The organism is Paracholeplasma vituli (assembly GCF_025446935.1).
Classification (GTDB): Bacteria; Bacillota_I; Bacilli_A; order Acholeplasmatales; family UBA5453; genus Paracholeplasma; species Paracholeplasma vituli.
This window is the reverse complement of the sequence record NZ_JAOEGN010000002.1, coordinates 40,570-62,950: the sequence shown is the minus strand read 5'-3', so window position 1 is coordinate 62,950 and position 22,381 is coordinate 40,570. Positions and strand designations below refer to the sequence as shown.

Here is a 22,381-nt window from a genome sequence, read left to right as displayed (position 1 = left end):
CCTATTCGTACCAAACTTGTTTGAGATAAAGCCCTTCTGGTGAGATGGTTTTCCCCACTTTGGTACGGTCTTTTGTTTCAAATATGGTATCAATCACTGTGATAGGACGTTTCCCACGTCCAATATCCACGATGGTCCCAACGATACTTCTAACCATATACTTCAAGAAACCATCCGCAATGAACGTAAACACATAGTGGGTGTCTGTTTCGAGAAAAGTCGATTGATACATGGTTTTAACCGTTGGTTTTTTATCGACAAATACACCAAATCCAATGAAATCGTGTGTCCCTTCAAACTTAGCTGTGGCCTCTTGCATTAAGGCTGCATCTAAAGGGTAAGGGATATATGTTTCATGGTGTCGTCTAAATAGATTATAATCTTTCGCAATCAAATAGACATAGCATTTTTTGGTTGCACTAAAGCGTGCGTGGAATGTCTCATCGACTTCGGTGATGTCTAATGCAACAATATCTTTGGGTAAATAGGTGTTGAGTGCTCTTAACCACGCATCAGTAGGCATCAGGGTGTTTGAATCGAAGTGACAAACTTGTCCTAAGGCGTGAACACCTTTATCGGTTCTGCCAGAACCGACGATTGAGATTGGTGCTTTCACAATTTTCGACAAAGTGTCTTCTAAAACTGCTTGAATCCCTAACCCATTCTTTTGACTTTGAAAGCCTTGATAGTTTGACCCATCGTAAGCAATCGTCAGTTTATAGCGCATGGATGACTCCTGTATTCATTAAAATCACCACTACGAGCAATCCAAGTAGCGTAATTAAAGTGAGGATATCTAAGTATTTGATGGACATAACATCAATCTTGGTGCGTTTTTCACCGATCACATACCCACGAGATTCCATCGCATTAGCGAGGTCTTCCGCGCGTTTAAATGAAATGATGAAAATAGGGATTAATAACGAAATCATCTGAGAAATCTTCTTCTTGAAAGACGATTCGCTGAACTCTACCCCTCTTGAGGCTTGAGCTTTCATGATTTTTTGAGTTTCTTCTAATAGTGTTGGAATGAATCTCAAGGTAAGTGATAACATCATCGACAACTCAGCAACTGGGAACTTCACCCATTCTAAAGGTTTCATGACCGCTTCTAAACCGTTGTTAAGATCGGTTGTCATGGTTGTAAAAGTCAACATTGAAGATAAAATGATGACAATCATGATTCTAAATAGTAGGAAACCTGTACGGTATAATCCATCCGAATAGATCATAAAATCATAGGTCCAAATTTCACCAAATGGTAATAAATATTGAACAAAGAAGAGCGAGAACGCCATCACTAAGAACAGTGTTGAACGGTATTTAAACTGTTTCTTGTAGAGGTTATAAAGCACAATGATCAACACCATCGCACCGATGGATGCCCAACCAAGTGTCATGTTTACATCTAAAAGCTTATCCCCTGTTCGGATATTAAAAATTTGAATAATAAAGGTAAATGTGAGTAAGAATAACAAAGCTTTCATCCCACGAATCATTTTCATTACAGGGATACCGGTTGTAAATACCATGAGTATGGTTAAACCAAGTAAAATCGCCATCATGATGAAAGAAGGGATGATGAAGGTGATGACCATCGCTAGAACTAAGCTGATGATTTTAACCCTTGGATCCATTTTATATATCCAAGAGTCCCCATGAACATATTGACCTATGGTGATATTATTCATGGCGCACCTCCTTTAAATAAGCGAGGAGGTCTTCTTCAGTGAAGACTTGTTTAAAAGGATAACCTAAAGTATTTGAAAGGTATTCCATCATTCGGTATGCTTGAGGTTTTGCTAAGTGGAGGTGTTCAAATTCATCGGAAATAAATAAGAGTTCTCTTGTTCCATCAAACTTGATTTTACCTTTATCCATGACTAAGATACGTTTCGCATAGCGCGCAACAATGTCCATATCATGGGTTATGAGTACGATGGTTTTTCCATGTTTTTCATGAAGTTCATTAAATAACGCCATCATTTCATCTGAGCCTTTGGGGTCTAGCCCACGAGTAGGTTCATCTAAAACAAGCATTTCAGGTTCCATCGCGAGGATACCTGCGATCGCGACGCGACGCATTTGACCCCCACTGATACGGAATGGTGATTTTTGTAATATTTCATCATCAAGTCCAACCAATTTGGCAGCTTCACGTGCTTTTTCTTCGGCTTCTTTTAAGGATAATCCAAAGTTGAGTGGCCCAAACATAATGTCTTTGAGGATGGTTTCTTCAAACAGTTGGTACTCCGGAAATTGAAAAACAAGCCCAACTTTTTTACGGATTGGACCAATCTTGGTTTTCTTATCTTTTAAAGGGAGGGTGTGTTCATAGATTTGAATGGTCCCTTTGGTTGGTTTTAATAACGCATTCATGTGTTGAACTAGCGTGGTTTTCCCACTACCTGTTTGTCCACAAATCGCCACAAATTCGCCATCATTAATATTTAAAGTAATTTGATTGATGGCTTCATAGGTTTCATTTTTTACGCCACGGTAAAAATAACTTACTTGGTTAAACTGTATGCCCATAGTGCCTTTACCAATGCTTCATCTTTCTTCAATAATTCGTCGTTCTTCACTTGGTCAAACACACGCATACCAAATGGAATATTTAAATCGGTATCCTCCGAAATGTCTTTGTGGCTAAAGACTTCGTCTGGGGTACCGGACAATATGACTTTTCCTTTTTTGAGTACAATCATATGGTCTGCACGTTTCGCAAATTCGAGATCGTGGGTGATCGTGATGATTGTTTTTTTGTATTCTTTATTCAATCTAACAATAAATTCCGTAATATCTCTAACACCTTCTGGGTCTAACATCGAAGTCGCTTCATCAAAAATCATGATGTCTTGATTCATCGCAAGCGCGCCAGCAATCGCAACCCTTTGTTTTTGACCACCAGATAGTTGATGCGGTTCCTTGTTTAAGTATTCTTTCATCCCAACAATATTGACATATTCATCGATGAGTTCAACCATTTTCGGTTGAGGTACACATTGGTTTTCTAACCCAAATGCAATATCGTGTTTGACGGTCACACCGACAAACTGATTATCTGGGTTTTGAAATACAATCCCGACCTTCTTACGAATGTCTTGAACGGTTTTTTCATTCATTTCAAGGCCATCGATTATAATACTGCCCGCATCGGCTTTTAAGAGCCCGATTAGAAGCTTAGCGAGTGTGCTTTTTCCTGAACCGTTGTGGCCAACGATACAAACCCAAGCCCCTTCTTCGATATCAAAGGAGAGATTTTGGATGGCTTCGTCTTTGTTGTTATATGAAAATTTGAGGTTTTCCACCTTAATTTTAGTCATTTAATCACCTACTAATGTACTTATCTATTATAACATAATAATTGTTGCAAACTACTAGATTTCTATTAGCCGAATGAGTATAATAACCTCAGTCAAATTATTTTAGGAGGTACTAAATCATGACATTAGCAATTACAAAAGATAACTTTAAGAGTGCAGTATTAGAATCCAAACAACCTGTATTGGTAGATTTCTGGGCAGCTTGGTGCCGTCCTTGCCAAATGTTGGGGCCAATCGTTGAATCCTTAGCTGAAGAAGTTCAAGGCTTAGCAGTCGTTGCGAAAGTAAACGTGGATGAACAATCTGAACTTGCAAACCAATTTAGAATTATGTCTATTCCAACTGTATTAATCTTCAAAGACGGTAAAGTTGTAAACAGCATCATTGGTGTCCGTTCTAAAGACGAACTTAGAAAAGCACTAGGCGTTTAGTATGTTTGATACAATCATCATCGGTAAGGGTCCTTCTGGGATCTCAGCCGCAATCTACTTGAAGCGTTCTAACAAGAACGTTTTAGTTATTGGTAAAGACAATGGTTCGCTTTATGATGGTGTCATCATTGACAATTACTACGGTTTCCCTGGCGGAATTACAGGTACTGAACTCATTGAACGCGGCGTTAAACAAGCCAATGAACTGGGCATTGAAGTATTACAAGATGAAGTCATTGCCATCGATAAAATGGAACACTTCACTGTAACCACTAAAAATGGCGAGTTTGAAGGTAAAACTGTCTTGCTTGCTACGGGTAAACCAAGAACAACACTTAAGATCAAAGGGTTTCAAAAATATCGTGGTAAGGGTATTAGTTTTTGTGTCACTTGTGATGGCTTCTTCTTTAGAAAGAAAAAACTTGCACTAGTTGGCTATAACGAATACATGTTACACGAATTAAAAGATATGGAATTCTTAACTGAAGATATCCAAATCTTTACCAATGGTAACCCATTAACTGTGGATGTAGACTATCCTGTCATCTCTGAAAAAATCACTGAAATCACAGGGGATGAAACCAGAGCAACCACCATCGTAACCGAAAATGGTTCATACGATGTGGATGGGATTTTCATCGCACTGGGTTCACCTGGTGCAGTTGAATTCGCTACCCGTATTGGCGCAATTGTAGAAAACACAAATATTGTTGTCGATGATAACTTCATGACCAATATTGAAGGACTCTACGCAGCTGGTGACACCGTTGGTGGTGTTTTACAGGTTGCTAAAGCAGCGGCTGATGGTATGCATGCAGCCATCGCAATCAAAAAATTACTAAAGAAATAAACGATAGATTAATTTCAATCTACCGTTTTTTTTATCCAATTTTATAATTTTCCAAATGAAATCAAATCGCTATAAGTATTTAAATAGCGTAGGCCGTTATAAGAATCATTGGCTAGTTCAATGATTCGTTCTTTGAGTTCCGGGATTTCATTTACTCTACCCTGGATATAGTCATCTAAACGGTTTGCGATATCAGTTAAGCGCTGTTTTAGCCCGCCAATACGATGACTGTGGTGTTCAAATCCGAACGGTTTATTTTCTTTGTGCCACTGTAACATAAAGGCTTGGTAAAAGGCTTCGATTTTACGAATGGTATTAGGAATTTCTTTATACGCCAAATCGCTTAATGAAGCGATATTCTTTTCATCATAAGCTACCTTGAGTCGAATGCTTAGTGTTGATTTATCCTTTAAGACTTCACAGAGTTTATAGAGTGTATCAAAGACATACTGATATGGACTATATTCCTTTGAAATCTGCCTTAAAACTTTGACATGCTTTTGATAAAAACTACGATAAATTGGACTTAGTGGCATATTCGCAGCCCCTAAGAAGGGGTCTTCATAAAGTAAGTACTTTGAAGGATTCACAGGGATGGCCGGGAGGTTTTCATAGAGCTGATTGGGTTTGTCTAAAGCAAGCCAATTTGCTTCGTCGTGCCCTGTGAGTAGGGTTAGGAAATTATCGATATGGATTCGATCATCCCCTTGGATGGTTTGAATCAAATAGACTAAACTAGGTAGGATTGAAAATTGTGACGCTTCCCCACCATTATCGCCCCAACCAGTAACGATAAAATCTTTAACTTGATGGGCTTTCGCTGATTCAATTGCTAAACTCATCGTTCGCCTAGTAACATCATTAATAGGTGCGAAACCAATCCACTTCCAAGCTCCACCGGCATACCCATAATTTGAAGTTAGTTGTTTTAACGCAGTGAATTTTTGATCGTATCGTTCTCGCTCAGTTTGATAATAATCCCAGTAAATCAGTTTGAGATTGGATGGGATTTTCTTTTTTATGTCTTCATTAAATGAAATGTTCGATTCGAAGTAGTTTCCTGCAACCAAATGGAAAAACATATCTGCCCACATCGAGGGTTGATAGTCGTATTTTACGCATAGAGCATTGACTTTATGGAGGTGTTCAAACATAATTGTAAGTCGGTCTTGATACCCATACTTATCTAAATAACGGCCTAAACCCAACATCCATGCTTCATCCATACCGATGTTGATTTCTTTCGTTCTAAAGGCTTTTTGGGTTGTTTTTAACATGTGTTCAATGAGTTCATAAGTCTTCGGTTCATTGACTAATAGAATATCATCGATATCTTTGATCGAATGGTAATCCCAGTGCTTAAAAATGGATCCTAAATGAGCAAGTGTCTGAATGTATGGGATAATCTCAAAATCGAATTTGGCTGCGAAATCGTCTAACTCCTTGAGTTCTTCCATTGTGTATCTACCACGCATGTAACCAAACTTTGGTTCTGATTTAATCTCAAAAACATCCTCTAAATATAAGCCTAAAGCATTATAGCCTAATAAAGAAAGAATGACTACATAGGTTTTTAGAGTTTCGATTTTTGGTACAGCTATCCGAGCGGTATCGAGCATCAAACTGACCTTTTCGATGGGTCTATCTTTTTGATAGTGATATTCGGTTTTTGGATTGGATATCCAAATGCCTAAAGCACTCATGGCGTCATTCAAATTTTGGAAATAGATTGTACTACTGGTTTCATCTTGAAGGATTTCGTACCCTTTGATGTCTATTCTGTGGATAAATTTTATGGTTGATGTACTACTCAAATCTAAATTCAGTGTTTGTTCTACCATTTGGATTGCAGCGTTTAAGCGGTTCATAATTTCACCTAGCCTTTAGATGTAGTATAACATAAGAATCATTCAGGTTGTCCTAGACTTCGAAGTATAAGAAAAAACGACCTAATCTCTAGATGAATAGGTCGTTTCGAATGATTCATTATACAAATAAGTCGATATCGATTTTGTCGATGAATTCGTCTAATACATTACCACTTTGAAAATCAATGCCTTGATAGAAAAACAGATGCTTACTATCATTTTGTGCACTATTAAGTGTGTTTGTGATATAGTCTGTTGTAAGTTTGTTTTCATAAAAACTTAATCCATACTTTTCTAAAGACAAGAGCTCATTGGTAAATGTTTCCGATGTCGCATCCATAAATACACCGACATTGGCGATTTTGTTAACTGGGTCATACAGCGTGTTAAATTGGTAATTTGCATCACTAAATACGGAAGCATTTTTTCGATATACCCCGACCAAATATACATCGGTGTACCCCGCATACGCTTGATCCCAATTTGTCGCTTCTAACAACTGAAACCAAAGACTAATCGGACCATTCTCGATGTCCTTATACGTAAAGAAGGTGCCTTGTTCATTCATAAGATGTAATTCGCGTCTCATATGAGTGGTTTTTTCAAATATTGTTTGGATGTTTGTTTTCGGATTGTACCATAAATGAAATGTTCGTGGATTCATGCGTGCATCTACATTTTCCATTAACCACACATATTCATTGGTTTTTAGATTGGTCGATCTAAAACTAAACTCTGTTTGACTAGAATATTCGATTTCAAAAATAGAAGAAGCTTCGATAAATTCATAGTATTCATATTGAGTATTTGTAGGTCTTTGTGCTAATTCCTTTATAAATAGTTTCTTATTTTTCTCACCAATTTCGATTCTTGTTTGAAGATTGAATTCACCTTCACGACCTAAACGGGTTTTGGTATATTCAAAAATAAGACTAGAATCTTCTGCTAAAAAGATTTCAAAATCAGTGCTAATATCTTCAAGGTTTGATAGTTTGGTTGTAAGTTCTGTTTGATCTGTAGCGGTTACGAGTTGTTTATTCAAATCTTCTAATAACATACTATAGTTTTTCAAATGTTCAGACAAATAGAGAACCTGACTGGTATCTTTCATCGTTTCATAGATAGCTAAGAATTCAGCTCTAGAAACTAACCTATTTGCGTCCGTAATCGGCATATTTGAATCTTCTGGCTTTGCTTGGCCATTTTGAATGACCTCTGTTAAAGATTCTTGATAATAAGATGCTGCATCTCTTAGTGTTTTGAACTCAACTGGTTTATTTGAACTACACGCTACAGTGGTTAATACGACAAATAAACTGAATACGAAAATCATACTTTTTTTCATAATTTGATTAAGACTCCTTCCATATTATAATGATGAATTCATTATATCAAAGATCATATTTTTTATAAAATACATTTTCGATAATATTTCTAAATTTTATGGTAACGGTAAAAAACACAAAACAGGTTCGTTTTGTGTTTGAATAATTATTCTAGATATGCATCCACAAATCTTTTAGTAATGACTTGAGGCCGGGTAATCGCACTACCGACAACAATAGCGAATGGATTGTGCGCTTTAACTGTTTTGATATCTTCAACTGAGAAGATTCTGCCTTCAGCAATCACTGGGATACTTAAATCTTTAACAAGTTTACCGACCAAATCGAAGTCTGGTGCTTCTTGTTGTGGTGAATAAGGGGTATACCCAGAAAGTGTTGTAGAAACCATGTCAAACCCTAATGCTTGAGCGTGCATCGCTTCTTCATAAGTGGAGATGTCAGCCATCGCTAAGAGGTTAGCTTGATGAATTCGGTCTACTTTTTCTTTTAAACTAACTGAATCTGGATGACAACGGTTCGTCGCGTCCATGGCGATGATCTCACAACCAGATGAAATCAACTCATCGATTTCTTTGACGGTTGGGGTAATATAGACATCACATTTTGGATAGTCTCTTTTGATTAGTCCAATCACAGGTAATCCGGTTTCCGCTTTGATTTCAATGATATCCGATACGCTATTCGCTCTAATGGCAGATGCGCCACCTTCTTTGGCTGCTTTAGCCATTTTACGCATGATGTGAGAACCATGTAGAGGTTCATGTTCTAAGGCTTGACAACTGACAATCAGTTTACCTTTAATTTGTTCTAGTACGTTCATCATAACACTTCTTTCTATAACGGCTTCGGATGAATCGTGATGGATTCTCCGCCTTTTTGTTTTTGTTCTTCGGATACAGTAATGCTAAATGATTCAGCATTTGGACAAATCATGCTCGTTTGTCTTTGCTTGTTGAATGGGACTTTAACAAGTATGTTGTTGACTTTGCGGTAAAGATATACTTCACGCCATTCTGCTTCACTAACCGTCGCTTTAGTAGGTTTCACGTTTGAACCTTCATTACCGTATTGGTCAATCGAGTTCACACGTTTGAATTCGGCGTTATTCACACCATGACCTTCACTGTAAAATAGTGGGCTATAATAGGTAGAAGGTTTGTTATCTTTAAGATTAAATGCCGCTCTTTGTGCTTGATACTTAGGTATTTGAGTCGGTTCAACGAGTTCAATCTTCAACTGTAAATAGTTTTCAACTGGGCTATATACGCTCATACGAATGACATCCCCTGGGAAATAGTAATATTCAAATCGTTTAGGATCAGATACGTTCCACGAGTTGACGTTGTTACGTTGAACATTACCCTCGATATCGATGGCTTCAGCGTAAATGTAACGGTAAAACGGACGATACGCCACTTTCTTCGAACCATAATTTAATGGTTCACTTGTATCGGTGGTTTCATAGCCTACCATCCAACCTAAACCAGCATCGGATTCACTTAGAGCTTGACCACCCATATAAATCGAAGGACTGTCTAAGTAACGTAACCAAAATGTACGGTTATCATTACCGAAGCGGGCTTCATCGGGTGTGAATTCGCCTAGTTTAATAATCCCTTCAATCCCAAGCCAAGCGTCTTTTGATGAATACACTTTACGGTACCAAGCGCCTAAGAAACACTTAGGAGCGGCTTGTGGTAAGAACTCTTCTGGAATTTCACCTTCATATAATGGGATGTTTTGAAATGCATCTAAGGCTGCATAATGACTATCTAATGTGGGTGTAACACGCTTGTTTAAATCTTTTTTCATAGCTTTACCTCGACGATTTCAGATGGCCATTCGATTAAAATGCCTTTTTGAATCAGTCTTTCTTGATATTGATTTAGTAGCATATCGGATTCATGAACCATTTTTGGGGTAACGTTGTTTTTTAAACAGAATGCGACTAAGTAGCCTGCGGATTCACCAATATTCCATTCCACTGGATGTAAACGATAGCATCCGTTTGTCACATGGGTCGTTCCAATATTTTTACAAGCCGCAATTAAGTTCTTGGTTTCAATTGGAATAAGTGCTCCAAGCGGAATTTGGAATGGGTAGGTTTCGTCAAAGAAATAGGTTTTGGTTTTGGTGGTCATATGTAAATCAATATGGTAGTGACCAATCCCAATACGGTCTCTGAAATGAGGCGCACGCTTAGCATAGCGTTTGTTGATATCTTGTTCTTTAATGGTATATAAAGCCTTAATACGACGGGATTCACGAATGTAAGGTGCTTTTGCAAGACCATCTTCGGTACCTAATACTTCAGGGACTAAACAGATTTCTTTGTACCCAAATCCACCATCGTCACGTCTCGCTTCGGTTTGAAGCCAATAGATTAAAGATAGCGTCAATTGTTTGGCTGCGTACTTATGGTACTCTGGATTTGGATCATCAAAGATGTTGCCAAAGAAATAGTCATTTTGTGGCCAGTTGATGAGCGTTACTGAGAATGGCACTGTCGATTTAAAGTGATTCTTTTCAATCACTTGACGGTAGGTAAACATGGCTGGGGTGTTTTTATATGGACCTTCCGCAAACAGCGAGAAACCTCGTTTAGAGCCTTGTTCGAGGCCTGCAGCATACCAACTTAGGACAGATTCACCAAATGGCATAATATAGGATTTAAAGTAATCATATAAGGCTGGTTTTTCTATAATAACTTCGTTTTTTGGATTGAATCCCATCGCTGCAATCCAAGTGATGGGTTGCATATCGTATGGATTCTTTTCAAGAGGTGCGTGTGGTTCTTGTGTTTCTTCAAAAGACTCAGCACCTGTGACATACGCAGTTTCAGTAATCGGTAATAATTCACCAGTATCGGTCGCGTCTAAGAAATAATCGGCTTCAAATAAAATGTCTTTACCGTATTGATTTACGAGTAAGTGCTTAACGGTATTTGCTTCTTTAAAGGCACCTGTAACGGTAGCCTCTAAATAAACATCTAAGGTTTTACTTAACACAAAAGGGCGAATTAAGTCATTCAAGATTTCCAAAGAAACCCTTGGGTCTGCTGCGTTTTTAGATACCCAACCATTACCTGGGTTAAAAATCGTTTTGGTTTTAAGTGCGTCAATAATATCCGGGTGATTACGGTAGTAAGCGCGAATTTTTTCTCTAAATGCGCGATACGTTTGGGTCGCCCCGGTTTTTTCGATGAAATCGTGTTCGTCTGAAGGTACGCCTTGGCTGGTGAGTTGTCCACCAATCCAATCGGTACTTTCAATGAGCGCTGTATGAATGTCTTCGTTCGCGAGGGCGTACGCTGCGAGAATGCCGCCAAGCGAGCCGCCAGCGACGACAGCTTGATAGGTTTTTTTCATGATTACACGTCCTTTTGTAGTAAAAATGCGTATGCGTCATCAAATTGTTGTTGATTCGGCATGTGTGGGGTGTCATAGAGTTTGATAGTTGCTAAAGGTGAGTTGAGTTTTAGTACCATTTCAACTGGTATGACATCATCTTGGCGTCCCCCTGTTAAAAATAAGGGACAGCGAATTAGGTCTTTATGAATGACTGGGTCATGGGCTTCTAAGTAAGCGAGATTGCTTTGGTAGTAAAAATCATCTGCCCAGTTATATTGATTCTTTTTATATTGATAGAAATCGACCATCGAAGGTGAACCGACTATGGATACGGCTTTCTTTAAATTAAAAATGGTAGATAGGTAAATCGAGATGGCTCCACCCATGGATACACCCATGGCATAAACTTCATTTGAGATGACGCGATCGAAGTATTGAATGTATTTTTCATACAACCTTTTCGCATCGATTGCGGATTGAATAATGACTTCGTGAATATCTTTCATCTTTTCAGAGTATGGCATCGCTTCAAAGGGTTCAATCCGTCTTTCGCCGTGGAGGATGGAATCCAATCCAACGACGATGAATCCAAGTCTTGCTAAAGCGTCTTCGCGTTTGAAGAAGTCGCCATCCTTGTATCCGTCAAAGCCATGAAACGAGAATATGACGGGTTTCGCTTCATCAGTATTACGTTCATAAATAGAGAGTGGAATACCGTCTACTGTAAACTTTTTAACGAGGATTGTTTGCATGAGCAACCTCTTCGATAAACTTGAAACTGTCATCTAGCATTTCTTTAGTCGATATGTGTCCGGTATCGTAATGCTTTAGAATCGTTTCAGGTAATACTTTGTGAAGGGCTTCAGCGAAAACTGGTTTAACAATTTCATCTTTAATCCCAACACCCATAAATATGGACTTATTACGTAATCTTTCAAAGTGTCTTAACGGATCTAGCATCTCATAATACGCAAGTTTCTTTTCATAAAAGAACCCTTGGTTGAAGTGATATAAAGCAGCTTTATCTTGGTAGTAATCGACCATGGACGGAGTACATACTAGTCCAACTAACCCTTTAAGAAGGGTTTCGATTGAAGCGAGATAAAAGCCTGTGAGACTCCCCATCGATACCCCATACGCATAATACGCGTCTTTTTGAACGGTATCAATGTGTTTAAAGTATTTATGGAATAATCGCTTCGCATCTTCTGCTGTATGAATCGCAACTTCAACGATGTCTTCATACTTTTCGACATTAGAACGTTTCTTTTCTAATTCTGACATTCTTTTCCCATGTAGATACGCGTCTATCGCGACTACATAGAATCCTAGATTAGCGAGGATTTCACCTCTACCCATGATATTGGCATCTTTATTGCCTGTGAAACCATGGAAGAAATAAATAAGTGGTTTTGTGTTTAAATTGTCTTGTTCGTAGATGGTAAGTGGTACGCCATCATAGAAATGTTCACTGATTTTTAATGATATAGACGTCGAGCCCTGTTTCGAACATACGATTCCATGGAGAATAGATGTCTTTGATGATAAATTGATACCCGGTATTGCTTAAATAGGTATCGATAAAATGTTCTAAAGCGACTTTAATATCGTGTACTACCGCACCACGTTTACCGTCTAATAAGAAGTAGTGGTTCGGTTTCACTAATTTACTCGCAATCTCTTTACGAACGACTGCACAATAGCCCATATCTTCAACATAACGAAGACCTAAGAAATCTAGATTTTCTTGACGATTGGGGAATAGGAAATCGAGCATCCCTTGTGGGATACAAGTACCTAGAGTATTGCTTGATGTATTCCAACCTGCGTAGGCAGATACTTTCATAAGAATGCCTTTTTGTTTGAGTAGTTTTAAGAGGTTTAGATCGCCACCGTTTGCATATGCAACGTCCGCGATGATGACTTTCTTACCGAGTTCAATGCCGTAATTGGCTTTTTCAACATATTCAATTAAGTTTCTAAATGCGTCATACTCGAGACTCGCGATGTGTTGGTTTGGCGCTTCTTTCATGTTTGAAGAAGGCGTATTCACGAGTAACATCAAATCACATTCTGATATGGATGAAACAATTAAACCACCTACCGCGAGGATTTGATACTTAATGGTTTCGTGTAGTAATCTATCTTCATATAAAGGGATTTGTTGCCCACCAGTAATTGAAGCGTATTCGACGTATAGCTTTGGACGTTTATGTTGGTCGACATTGATATATCTCATCAATAAGACATTGGTCACTTCATCCGCACCTGGGTACATATAACAAGAAAGTTCAATATCCAAGTTTTTGATCGCTTCACGAATGATTTTTTGATCGGTCGCGGTTAAACCATACGGACTGGAGTCGTCTTGTGGGACGATACCGAAATCAATGGTGCCATCTTTAACAAGTTTTAAAAATTCTAAGTTAACTTGAACGTTTTGGTTACGTCTCCATAGATAATCCTTCAGCGCATCCTGATCGATACGCTTGTTGATATCTTCGAGTTGTTTAGCTTCATTTTCAGTTAGAATGCCTAAAGTCTTTTTGTGTTCATACACACCATAGAGGTGGATTTCACGCCCCCAAGTTTCATAGTAATCCGGTTCTTCTTCACTTGAAGAGTATTTCGGGTTACGCATAATGAGGTTATAAGCGTAAATGGTTAATTTTGGGTATTTAGCTTTAATGGTTTTTAGTAAGTTTAAACGGTTTAACAACGTGTCGACTTCATCATGATGGAGTCTTGAAGGGACAATCCCACCATAGACTAAGGTATCAACAGCACAAACAATCGCGTCAACGTCTTTAGAGACATCCAGCAACCAAGCAGAAATCGCATCTAAGTTACCTTTTTGTTTTTTATCCCCCAAAATATCGAGACTTGGGGTCAAGACTTCGTAGTCTGTACCACGGACAAGCCATTGATTAAAATGGTAGTTACAAGGTCTTTCATCTAAAGGGAGTACTGCAATCTTTCTCATAAGATTATTGGCCTTCTTTCTTCGTTAAACGCGGGGTCCCTGGGTGAATCGTCACGCTTTGTCCACCGGTTATAGGATCAATTGGTGTGGTGGTAAATTGGTTGACTTGTGGGCAACTCATGACACCAACACGGGTCATATTCATCGGTACACGGTAGTTTGTATCACCGATTTTACGGTATAAATAGGTGTTATGCCAAATCGCTTCACGGACTAAAGTCGTACTTTCCTGTGCGGGTTTACCTTCATTCGCAACCTGGTCAATCGCGTTCACGCGTTTGAACTCAGCGGTCATACTACCATGGCCTCCACTTGGGAAGATTGGGCTGATGAAAGATTTTGGTGCTTCCCAACCGTTATAGGTTCTTACGCCTACAGAATAAGGAAGCGTGGATGCTTCAATGAGTTCGATTTGAAGTTGTAACCAACCTGGTTTAACAGCGTAAATGATCATTCTAACACGGTCACCTGGTAAGTAGTAATATTCGGTGTCTTGGAAATCCCAGTTCGCGATACAGTTTTTGGTTACAGCACCTGAACAGGAGACGCTGTAGTAACGACCATTCGCGCGGTCATAACTGCCTGCATCGTAACTGTGATTGGTGATATAGCGCCAAAACGGGCGGAATGCATAAGAACCAATCGAAACGTTTGATACACCTGCGTTGTTTTTGACTAAAACGGTTTTTAAAGATAAACCAACATCTGATTCTGTCGTGGAATGTCCACCCATGTAAACCGATGGGTTATCTAAATTTCTAGCATTTGGATCGATATCCAATGAGGTATCGTAGTTTGCTTGATAACGGTTGATATCTGGCATTGGTAAAGTCACTTCTGCTTCAATACCAGTCCAGTAATCTTTCGATGAGAACACTTTATGGTAATAAGCCCCTTGGAAACAGGATGGTGGGGTTGGCGCGCCAACTTCACCCATAATCTTTTCCGTATAAATTGGATATTTGGCTAAAATTTCATAAACTTGAGTCACGGTAATGATTTTGGTTACCATGGTGGATGCGTTACCTGCTTTATCGACGACATAGAAGAATACTTCATAGGTGCCAGGGACTGAAATATCAAAATCACCTAAATCCGCTTCGATTTTTTCTGTGATATCGCCTTCTAAGTTGTCTAAGGCTTTTAGGCCTGCATAAAGGTCAAATTCACTGTTTTGTGGAACAGATACTGTACGCTTGGTGGCGTCAACAAACGATAAAAGCGGAGCGATTTTGTCGTTTAATAATTTTTCTTCATCTGGATTTGGGGTGGGGGTGGGTTCAGGCGTAGGTTGATTCACACAACCCCATAGTAGCGTTAGAAATGCGATGCCTAAGAAAAGGCTCATAATTTTTTTCATAAAAGTACCTCCATACCTTGGTCTTTAAATAAATAGGGTGGGTTCGAGGGCTTTAAGTGTATTGAGGTAAACTTCGTACCCGAGTTCACTTAAATGAATACCATCGATGGTGTAATCCTTGTTGAGTAATCCATCTTTCTTGAAAATGGTGTTTAAGTCTAAATATGTATGTTTGTAGGCTTTCGCTTTTTGTTGGATGAATTGATTAATTACATCGATTTCACGGTTGAAACCGAAGATATTTTCTTCCACAAGCATGCCTTCTGGTCTACCACTCATCGGTAAAATCGAGGACAGATAGACTTTCGTTCTTGGTAAATTCGTCGTAATTAGGTCTAGTAAGACGTCATAAGTTTTATCAAATGGAATGGTGTAACCATGTGGCCAGTAACGCTTGTTACATAAAAAGTCATTGATCCCAACCATTAGGAATAAGACATCAGGTTGTTCGAGACGAAGCTCTTTTACCAATGGAATGAGTTCAGTACTTTTATACCCACCAATCCCCATATTCTTTACGTTTGGGAATTGTGATAACGATTTAAATCCGGCGGTGATAGAATCACCCATAAATACGACTTTCTTCATAGTTTTTCCCCTTTATTTAAACACGAAGATAGGCGTCAAAGCGGCTGCTTTGACGCTTTCTCTATTAATTGTAGTAGTTTTCGCCGAGCGCGAATCTTTCGATATAAAGTGCTCGTAATTCAGCTTCTGCAGATGTCATAATCGAACGAACTTCTGCTTGACGAATCGCTTGTTGAATTTTAATCATAAACGATTGGTCCGTTTGAGCTTGTGCTTCGATCACGCTATAGAAATAATCCGGTTTTGTGTTGCTGATTAAGTTTAAGTGTACAGTTCTAGCTAATTCTGTAGCGTAGTTTGGTAATAAACGAATGTTATAGAAATCGTCTTCAATATCTGTAATCGAATCTGGGAAGTATTGCATATCTGCCCAAATCTTGAAGATGATTTCATCGTGAATCATTAAATCTTCATAACCCGCAGGGACATCTGCTTTAGAGAATGAGGATGAAATGACGTGTGTGGATTTACCACCGACTTGTAAAAGTTTGTATTTCGACATATCAGATCCGACATTAGGGCCTACTGGGAATGGTACATAATCGATATCGAATGTCGCACTGCCCCATTTGTTAGAAGCATTGATGTGCCAGGATTCACCATCTTGGAATGCAACGTTACCTGCAGTGAATTGTGGTTGTGAAGTATTCGATAAACTTGCGTCATCGATCCACATACCTGTAACTGCATATAAACGAGATAGGTATTCAAGGGTGTCTAATACGGGTTGGCTAGTGAAATAAGTTTTAAACTCGGAATCGACGAGTTGTCCACCATTACCACCAATAAAGCCATAAGCCCAGTTATAGGTTCTGCCGCCAAACACATATTGTGCACCACCATTTTCAGGTGTACGGGTATGGTCTAGTTTGGATTTTAATTCGTTTGCTAACGCTTCGAATGTAGTCCAGTTCCAGTTGCCTTCTGACCAAAGTTTAGTAGGTTCATTCTTACGGTTTTCCCCTAGGACTCTACCTAGTAAATCAACGTTGTAATAAAGACCTTTGTCTGCGATTGGATATTGATCATCATAGCCATAGTATTTGCCTTTAACTTCGCCATAAGCTTTCTTCTCAGGCCAAAACTTGGATGATCCATAAGCTTCCATGTAATCGTCTAACGCAACAATCGAACCTTGTTGTGCAAGGTTAGGGATAGAAGTTGAAATGATTTCATAGACGTGAACTGCCTTAGTCTTTAAAGCAGATTCTTCAATGATATAGCGTTCTCTCGCACCACCCCATGAGGCGTTGGTTGGATAGTTTTGGAATACAACTTTAATGTTATATTTCGCTTCTACTGCTTGAATCTTCGCAACCTTTTCATCTCTGAATAAGCGTTCGTATTGTTCGCTTCGTGGGTCACACTTCGCTGCTAAGTCACACATAACAACAAAGTCGATACCACCTAAATCATACGTCTTGTCGTCTGGATCAGGTTCCGGGTTTGGATTCGGATTTGGATTTGGTTTCGGTGTTGGTGTCTTGGTGCCACAGCCAACAATCAACACAGCTACCAGTAGAAAAGTAAATAATGTGAAAATTTTCTTCATGTTTATTCTCCCTTTTTTTATATTTTTTAGCCTACTAGGCCACTTCTTTCAATACCTTCAGTGAATAAAATCTTTTGAACCAATAAATAGAAAATCAATAATGGAATCATCGCTAGCATCGCTGAGGTATTGAGTACCATGGATGTAAACAATGGGTTTTGTGTAACGTCTTGGTCGAATAATTGCCAAACACCAGCTTGTTGAATAGCACCTTGAATCGCGTTACGAATCGACATCATTTTGGTGGTTAAGGTTGCGAAATCAGAGTTCATCTTCGAAACGAAGTTCGCTGTGAAATACGCATCGTTCCATTGCCATACGAAGGAAAGAATTCCAACGAGTACCATCGCCCCACGGGCGTTTGGTAACATGACTTTGAAGAAGACTTGAAGTGGATTCGCACCGTCAACATGCGCAGCTTCTTCTAATTCTTCAGGGATACCACGGAAGAATTGTCTAAATAAATAGATGAATATACCCGACTTAATCCCCATACCGGTTGCGGCTAGAATATATAAGACATTGGGACTACCAAGTAAGGAAGTACCTGTGCCTAAGAAATTCATGAGCGTCAGTTTTAGTGGCAATTCAATCGTACTTGGCGCGACCACGATAGATGCGACAACAATTCCGAAAAGAATGCCTTGACCCTTAAACTTCAGTCTTGCGAACGCATAGCCTACCAACGAGGTAGATAGAATTTGTAAAATGGTAACAATCCCTGAAATCATTATAGAGTTCTTAAGGGCTGTCCAATAATCTAATACGATGACCGAAATCTTGAAGTTCATCATCGAGAAGGTTTCAGGAATCCATAAAACCAATGGGTTGTTAATATCTTCTGGCGCTCTTAAAGCGATCGAGATTTGTTGAATCAGTGGATATAAAATGATGAAGGATAACCCATAGAGTAGGAAATACTTAACCATTAAGGCGAACCAACCAAGGACACTTTCAAACGTCATCTTTCGTTTGTAAGATGTAGAGAATCGTTTGTCATAGACCTTTTGAGATTCGTTTTTTAGTTTTTCAAACGCTTGATTCATAAAGCGGGATTTATTTTCTGTCGTCATAATAGAATACCCTGCCTTTCATCAAGAGGAATACAATCCCGATAATCGCGACATTGATGGCGAAGTAGCTAATCGATATTGTCGCTGCTAAACCGTATCTGTTTTGGGTCATCGCGAAATCAAGGAATCTATAAATCGGGGCTCTGGTGAACGAATCGACCACAGTGAATACTGCTGCGGTTAGAATGAGCGGTGTAATCATCGCCATCGTAATCTTCCAGAAGATTTCGTACTTGGTAGCACCTTCCATCTTCGCGGCTTCATACAGTTGATTTGGAATCGCTTGAATGGCTGCGATGAAGATTAAGATTTGAATACCCGATAAGTTCACGATCATAAAGATTCGATCAATGGCATTTAAAACAATGCCCATCAAACTTTGTCCAAGACCAATTTCCATAAAGAAACTGGTGATTTGTTGTACGAACATCTGACTCGTCCCCGTCGAGTCGTCGATGTATTGACCGAACCCTTTAGAAAGTGTATCCGTAATGAGGGTGATGTTGTAAATCACCGGGATAAAGAATATAGCCTTAACCAGTTTATGACCTTTGAATGGTTTATTCAAGAACACCGCGATTAAAATCGAGAAGATCAGAATAATCGGTAGGTCAATGACTAAGTTTTGGACGAATAAGTAGAGTTCGACACTGAATACGGTATTCCCGTCAATAACATAACTTCTAAAGAGTTCAATGTAGTTTTGAATTCCAACAAAGGTTACTTGTAAGCCATTAGATGTCGGTACAACATTGTTGAAGCTCCACCAAACGGATTTGAGGAAGGATGGTAAGAAGAATACTGCCATCCCAATCATCCAAGGCAAACTGAATAGAATACCCCATAAATATTTTTGTTTACGGTATGGAATATTCGAAAACGCTTGTTTCGCTTTTTTAATTGGTGAGATGACTTCTACTTTTCCAGTTTTAATCTCTTCAAGAAGATTATTCAATCTTGAACTCTTGATTTTGAGTTTTTGAACCTCATCCGATAGTTTCACAATTTGACGAACGTGTTTTTTTAGATCCTCATTCATTAAATTTTGAATGCGTTTCTCATTTAATAGAATTCGAGCTTGATGATTCTTGAGTTTGAGTTCGGTCTTTGTTCTGAGCTGTTCCAATTGGGCAGGTTCATAATACCGTATGGTTTTATTTGTCATGATACCACCCTAAAACTTTCTGTTTCATAATTGATTTCGATGGTTACCGAGTTGTTATACGTTACTTCTACGAGTGAGCCTTGAGCGTTTAGAACGCGGTGGTTTGTAATATTTCGCCTATCGACATTGAGATTTTCTAATGTCTCATAAAGACGTTCAATATCGGATAACCAATACGCATAGTAGGTTGCGTAAAGCGAATTGTATTCGGTCTTAACCAATTGAATTGTATTTTCCTCGGTTAAGGTGAAGTTCAAGTTCGCACCGGTTTCAATCGCTTTGAGTAAATGCCAATTCGTAGTTTTGTTGTCATACGTATTCACAGCTGGACCAGCATATTGGAAGTATCCATTTAATACCAGTTGAACGAATGGAATGTCATAGTCAACAATCTTATGCAGTGTTCCCACAACCGCTAAGTCGAGGATGTTATCTGCATATACTAATGCATAAAGATTTGGATTTCTAAGTTGAATATTTTGGTTGGATAGTTTTTCAAGTAGTTCAATTTGAGCGTCAACTACATCATAGCGGAATAAAACGTTACTCTTTTCGAGGTTACTTGCTAATGAACTTCCTAAACCCGTTAAACTTACATTTAAGTTATTCACCTTATCGGATGTACGCATAACCGTATTGATGACACGTCCTTGGGCTTTGGTGTTGAGGATATAACGAATGGTGGTTCCACGATTCGCTAACCCTGTCGCTTCGTCGTAATCGTAACGATATATTGGGTCATGGAATATGTTTTGAACAACGTCTTTATCTAAATTTAATCCAGCCTTGGTATATCCCTCTTGAGCAAGATACTCTAAGTAGAATGGGATATCTTCGGATTTCAATGTGTTAGATAGTTGTTTTAGTCCTTTTTCTGAAATGATGGCTTTATCATACACCATCTTTTCATAGGCAGTCGGTTTCACGCCACCATTTGAAAAGCCTGAGTAGGTTACAGATAGTGAGTCGATTCCTAAGTTCTTAATATCATCTACAACTTTGAGCACACCTGCTTTAGAGGTCAGTGCTGCGGTATTGCTGGTTGGGAAACCAAGAACATAGCGTTTTTCTTGGAACCCACCTAACAAGGTAATATGAAGTGGTGCAGCTTGACCAACTAAAGATAGCTGATAGCGATTGACTAAATAGGTTTGATAGGTTTTCGCCATATCGAAGTAGGTTGCGTCTGTTTTTGTGATGAATTGATAGCTCGCTTTAAAATTTGCTGTGTTGTATGCCTTTGTAAAGGATGTTACACGTTGAGATTGTGAAGACGATCGGAATATAAAGGCGTCACGTTCACGTAGCGCGAAACGGTAATGTGCAAATGGAATCTTATGGGTTGATGCTTCTGTAACGAATCCTGCTCGTATGGTTGACATGCTGTCACCAGATTCAAGCGCGTTGATGAACGCGTATCCATTCTTTTGATAACCATACATCGGTAACCCGATTTTTTCACCTTGTTCAGGTTTTACAGCGTAGCCAGTACCAATCGATAAGTCCGCACCATAAATGCGTTTTTCATAGAATGTTGAGTTGTACTTTTGGTTGTTGTGATCAATATAAATCCCAGAACCATCCGGAATAACTGTATACCCTTCATCACCTACGTTACCTGCACCAAAGAATGGGAGGATGTCGATATACGCGATTGGGAAATCATCGGTTTCGAAGATGGATGCGTTCACAAGTTCAACTGTGAAGCCCAAATCGGATAACTGGTATTTTATTGAGAATTCAAAATAAGGTAATGGCTTACTGGTTTCAAAACCAAATTTTGCTGCGTCTTCTTCATAATCTTCCATCGTGTACAAGGATTCTTCGAATATCAAGTTATAGAGGATATCTAAAGCGTCCTGAGATGTGATGGTTTTTAAGAAGTAACGACCTTCTGTTTCTACATAGTTAAATTGAGATTTCAAGAAGTTTAAGTTACGACGAATGGTCCCGTCCGTTTCCCCTTTGAGGGTTAACGGTTCAATGATTTTTTCATCGAATTTGGCTTTTTCGATTTGTCTTGGTAAGTCTGTCATGGTGATACTGTGTTTTCCACCGATCTTGTATAAGACTTCTACAACGCCATCTTGAATTCTGAATTCATAATTGTCGTATTTAATCGATTCGTCGTTAATGGAGACGAGTTTTGAAGCTTCAATCTTACGTTCGTAATAAAGCACGAAGAGTTCGCGTGCATCCGCTGGGATGAGGGCGGACTCGTGTGTTGGATTCGAACGCCACGTTTGAAGTGTGGTTTTATCTAATAGTGTAAAGGTGGTATCTTCTGGATTTAAATTGAATTCAAATCGACTGTTTGATAGTTTAATGTTGGTTTGGGTAAAGTCTTTCTTTTCGACAAACCCGGTTTTATCGTACGCTGGTCTTGGTTCATATACAGCACGATACCCTAAGACTTGGGATGCAATAAACCCAACACCGCTAGCTAACAGCAACAGAATGACCGCCAATCTAATGAGTTTTCTTTTCAT

The 22,381-nt window shown here is 39.0% G+C and carries 20 protein-coding genes; 2 read left to right on the top strand and 18 right to left on the bottom strand.

The window, feature by feature from the left end; translation table 11 throughout:
- Position 1: 1 nt before the first annotated feature.
- The 4 genes from truA to N7603_RS01325 are packed head-to-tail and all read right to left on the bottom strand — an operon-like array spanning position 2 to position 3,326.
- Positions 2-727 (bottom strand): tRNA pseudouridine(38-40) synthase TruA, encoded by a 726-nt coding sequence (gene truA / locus N7603_RS01340; protein ID WP_262095518.1) that lies wholly within the window; start codon positions 725-727, stop codon positions 2-4.
- Complete coding sequence (locus tag N7603_RS01335; RefSeq protein WP_262095517.1) at positions 717-1,691, bottom strand: energy-coupling factor transporter transmembrane component T family protein; 975 nt, start codon at positions 1,689-1,691, stop codon at positions 717-719. The genes truA and N7603_RS01335 overlap by 11 nt, the downstream gene beginning before the upstream one ends.
- Positions 1,684-2,535, bottom strand: coding sequence for an energy-coupling factor transporter ATPase (locus N7603_RS01330; RefSeq protein WP_262095516.1), 852 nt, complete (start codon positions 2,533-2,535; stop codon positions 1,684-1,686). Before N7603_RS01330 ends, N7603_RS01335 begins: the two co-directional genes overlap by 8 nt.
- Complete coding sequence (locus tag N7603_RS01325) at positions 2,511-3,326, bottom strand: energy-coupling factor transporter ATPase (RefSeq protein WP_262095515.1); 816 nt, start codon at positions 3,324-3,326, stop codon at positions 2,511-2,513. Before N7603_RS01325 ends, N7603_RS01330 begins: the two co-directional genes overlap by 25 nt.
- A 119-nt stretch (positions 3,327-3,445) precedes the next feature.
- Between N7603_RS01325 and trxA the strand changes: the two genes are divergently transcribed.
- Complete coding sequence (gene trxA / locus N7603_RS01320; RefSeq protein ID WP_262095513.1) at positions 3,446-3,757, top strand: thioredoxin; 312 nt, start codon at positions 3,446-3,448, stop codon at positions 3,755-3,757.
- A 1-nt stretch (position 3,758) separates the two neighbouring features.
- On the top strand, positions 3,759-4,607 hold the full coding sequence (locus N7603_RS01315) for an NAD(P)/FAD-dependent oxidoreductase (protein ID WP_262095512.1): 849 nt from the start codon (positions 3,759-3,761) through the stop codon (positions 4,605-4,607).
- A 41-nt stretch (positions 4,608-4,648) separates the two neighbouring features.
- On the opposite strand, the gene N7603_RS01310 is transcribed toward N7603_RS01315, so the two are convergent.
- The 14 genes from N7603_RS01310 to N7603_RS01245 form a co-directional block, all read right to left on the bottom strand.
- Complete coding sequence (locus N7603_RS01310) at positions 4,649-6,475, bottom strand: beta-N-acetylhexosaminidase (protein WP_262095511.1); 1,827 nt, start codon at positions 6,473-6,475, stop codon at positions 4,649-4,651.
- Positions 6,476-6,593: 118 nt separating this feature from the next.
- Positions 6,594-7,820: a hypothetical protein gene (locus N7603_RS01305; protein WP_262095510.1), complete on the bottom strand. Its 1,227-nt coding sequence runs from the start codon at positions 7,818-7,820 to the stop codon at positions 6,594-6,596.
- Between the two features lie 146 nt (positions 7,821-7,966).
- Positions 7,967-8,641 carry an N-acetylmannosamine-6-phosphate 2-epimerase gene (locus N7603_RS01300; RefSeq protein ID WP_262095509.1) on the bottom strand — a complete coding sequence of 225 codons (675 nt, stop codon included), beginning with the start codon at positions 8,639-8,641 and terminating at the stop codon, positions 7,967-7,969.
- A gap of 14 nt (positions 8,642-8,655) precedes the next feature.
- Positions 8,656-9,633: a hypothetical protein gene (locus N7603_RS01295; RefSeq protein WP_262095508.1), complete on the bottom strand. Its 978-nt coding sequence runs from the start codon at positions 9,631-9,633 to the stop codon at positions 8,656-8,658.
- A complete protein-coding gene (locus tag N7603_RS01290) occupies positions 9,630-11,189 on the bottom strand; it encodes an FAD-dependent oxidoreductase (protein ID WP_262095507.1) in 1,560 nt (519 codons plus the stop codon). The genes N7603_RS01295 and N7603_RS01290 overlap by 4 nt, the downstream gene beginning before the upstream one ends.
- A 2-nt stretch (positions 11,190-11,191) precedes the next feature.
- On the bottom strand, positions 11,192-11,923 hold the full coding sequence (locus N7603_RS01285) for an alpha/beta hydrolase family protein (RefSeq protein ID WP_262095506.1): 732 nt from the start codon (positions 11,921-11,923) through the stop codon (positions 11,192-11,194).
- Entirely contained in the window at positions 11,904-12,530 is a 627-nt protein-coding gene (locus tag N7603_RS01280) for an alpha/beta hydrolase family protein (RefSeq protein WP_262095505.1), read from the bottom strand. The genes N7603_RS01285 and N7603_RS01280 overlap by 20 nt, the downstream gene beginning before the upstream one ends.
- A gap of 109 nt (positions 12,531-12,639) precedes the next feature.
- A complete protein-coding gene (locus N7603_RS01275) occupies positions 12,640-14,154 on the bottom strand; it encodes a DUF4127 family protein (protein WP_262095504.1) in 1,515 nt (504 codons plus the stop codon).
- A 4-nt stretch (positions 14,155-14,158) separates the two neighbouring features.
- Positions 14,159-15,514 (bottom strand): immunoglobulin-like domain-containing protein, encoded by a 1,356-nt coding sequence (locus N7603_RS01270; RefSeq protein ID WP_262095503.1) that lies wholly within the window; start codon positions 15,512-15,514, stop codon positions 14,159-14,161.
- A gap of 24 nt (positions 15,515-15,538) precedes the next feature.
- Positions 15,539-16,102, bottom strand: a complete 564-nt coding sequence (locus N7603_RS01265; RefSeq protein WP_262095502.1) for an SGNH/GDSL hydrolase family protein — start codon at positions 16,100-16,102, stop codon at positions 15,539-15,541.
- 64 nt (positions 16,103-16,166) lie between these two features.
- A complete protein-coding gene (locus N7603_RS01260; RefSeq protein ID WP_262095501.1) occupies positions 16,167-17,654 on the bottom strand; it encodes an ABC transporter substrate-binding protein in 1,488 nt (495 codons plus the stop codon).
- Between the two features lie 26 nt (positions 17,655-17,680).
- On the bottom strand, positions 17,681-18,727 hold the full coding sequence (locus tag N7603_RS01255; protein WP_262095500.1) for a carbohydrate ABC transporter permease: 1,047 nt from the start codon (positions 18,725-18,727) through the stop codon (positions 17,681-17,683).
- Entirely contained in the window at positions 18,711-19,892 is a 1,182-nt protein-coding gene (locus tag N7603_RS01250) for a sugar ABC transporter permease (protein WP_262095499.1), read from the bottom strand. Before N7603_RS01250 ends, N7603_RS01255 begins: the two co-directional genes overlap by 17 nt.
- Positions 19,889-22,381, bottom strand: a complete 2,493-nt coding sequence (locus tag N7603_RS01245) for a DUF5696 domain-containing protein (protein ID WP_262095498.1) — start codon at positions 22,379-22,381, stop codon at positions 19,889-19,891. The genes N7603_RS01250 and N7603_RS01245 overlap by 4 nt, the downstream gene beginning before the upstream one ends.

Coding starts and splice junctions, on each gene's coding strand:
- N7603_RS01300 (WP_262095509.1), bottom strand. CDS start 8,641: ATGAACGTACTAGAACAAATTAAAGGTAAACTGATTGTCAGTTGTCAA.
- N7603_RS01280 (WP_262095505.1), bottom strand. CDS start 12,530: ATGGGTAGAGGTGAAATCCTCGCTAATCTAGGATTCTATGTAGTCGCG.
- N7603_RS01265 (WP_262095502.1), bottom strand. CDS start 16,102: ATGAAGAAAGTCGTATTTATGGGTGATTCTATCACCGCCGGATTTAAA.
- N7603_RS01310 (WP_262095511.1), bottom strand. CDS start 6,475: ATGAACCGCTTAAACGCTGCAATCCAAATGGTAGAACAAACACTGAAT.
- N7603_RS01260 (WP_262095501.1), bottom strand. CDS start 17,654: ATGAAGAAAATTTTCACATTATTTACTTTTCTACTGGTAGCTGTGTTG.
- trxA (WP_262095513.1), top strand. CDS start 3,446: ATGACATTAGCAATTACAAAAGATAACTTTAAGAGTGCAGTATTAGAA.
- N7603_RS01285 (WP_262095506.1), bottom strand. CDS start 11,923: ATGCAAACAATCCTCGTTAAAAAGTTTACAGTAGACGGTATTCCACTC.
- N7603_RS01245 (WP_262095498.1), bottom strand. CDS start 22,381: ATGAAAAGAAAACTCATTAGATTGGCGGTCATTCTGTTGCTGTTAGCT.
- N7603_RS01255 (WP_262095500.1), bottom strand. CDS start 18,727: ATGACGACAGAAAATAAATCCCGCTTTATGAATCAAGCGTTTGAAAAA.
- N7603_RS01250 (WP_262095499.1), bottom strand. CDS start 19,892: ATGACAAATAAAACCATACGGTATTATGAACCTGCCCAATTGGAACAG.
- N7603_RS01315 (WP_262095512.1), top strand. CDS start 3,759: ATGTTTGATACAATCATCATCGGTAAGGGTCCTTCTGGGATCTCAGCC.
- N7603_RS01330 (WP_262095516.1), bottom strand. CDS start 2,535: ATGGGCATACAGTTTAACCAAGTAAGTTATTTTTACCGTGGCGTAAAA.
- N7603_RS01325 (WP_262095515.1), bottom strand. CDS start 3,326: ATGACTAAAATTAAGGTGGAAAACCTCAAATTTTCATATAACAACAAA.
- N7603_RS01270 (WP_262095503.1), bottom strand. CDS start 15,514: ATGAAAAAAATTATGAGCCTTTTCTTAGGCATCGCATTTCTAACGCTA.
- truA (WP_262095518.1), bottom strand. CDS start 727: ATGCGCTATAAACTGACGATTGCTTACGATGGGTCAAACTATCAAGGC.
- N7603_RS01295 (WP_262095508.1), bottom strand. CDS start 9,633: ATGAAAAAAGATTTAAACAAGCGTGTTACACCCACATTAGATAGTCAT.
- N7603_RS01290 (WP_262095507.1), bottom strand. CDS start 11,189: ATGAAAAAAACCTATCAAGCTGTCGTCGCTGGCGGCTCGCTTGGCGGC.
- N7603_RS01335 (WP_262095517.1), bottom strand. CDS start 1,691: ATGAATAATATCACCATAGGTCAATATGTTCATGGGGACTCTTGGATA.
- N7603_RS01275 (WP_262095504.1), bottom strand. CDS start 14,154: ATGAGAAAGATTGCAGTACTCCCTTTAGATGAAAGACCTTGTAACTAC.
- N7603_RS01305 (WP_262095510.1), bottom strand. CDS start 7,820: ATGAAAAAAAGTATGATTTTCGTATTCAGTTTATTTGTCGTATTAACC.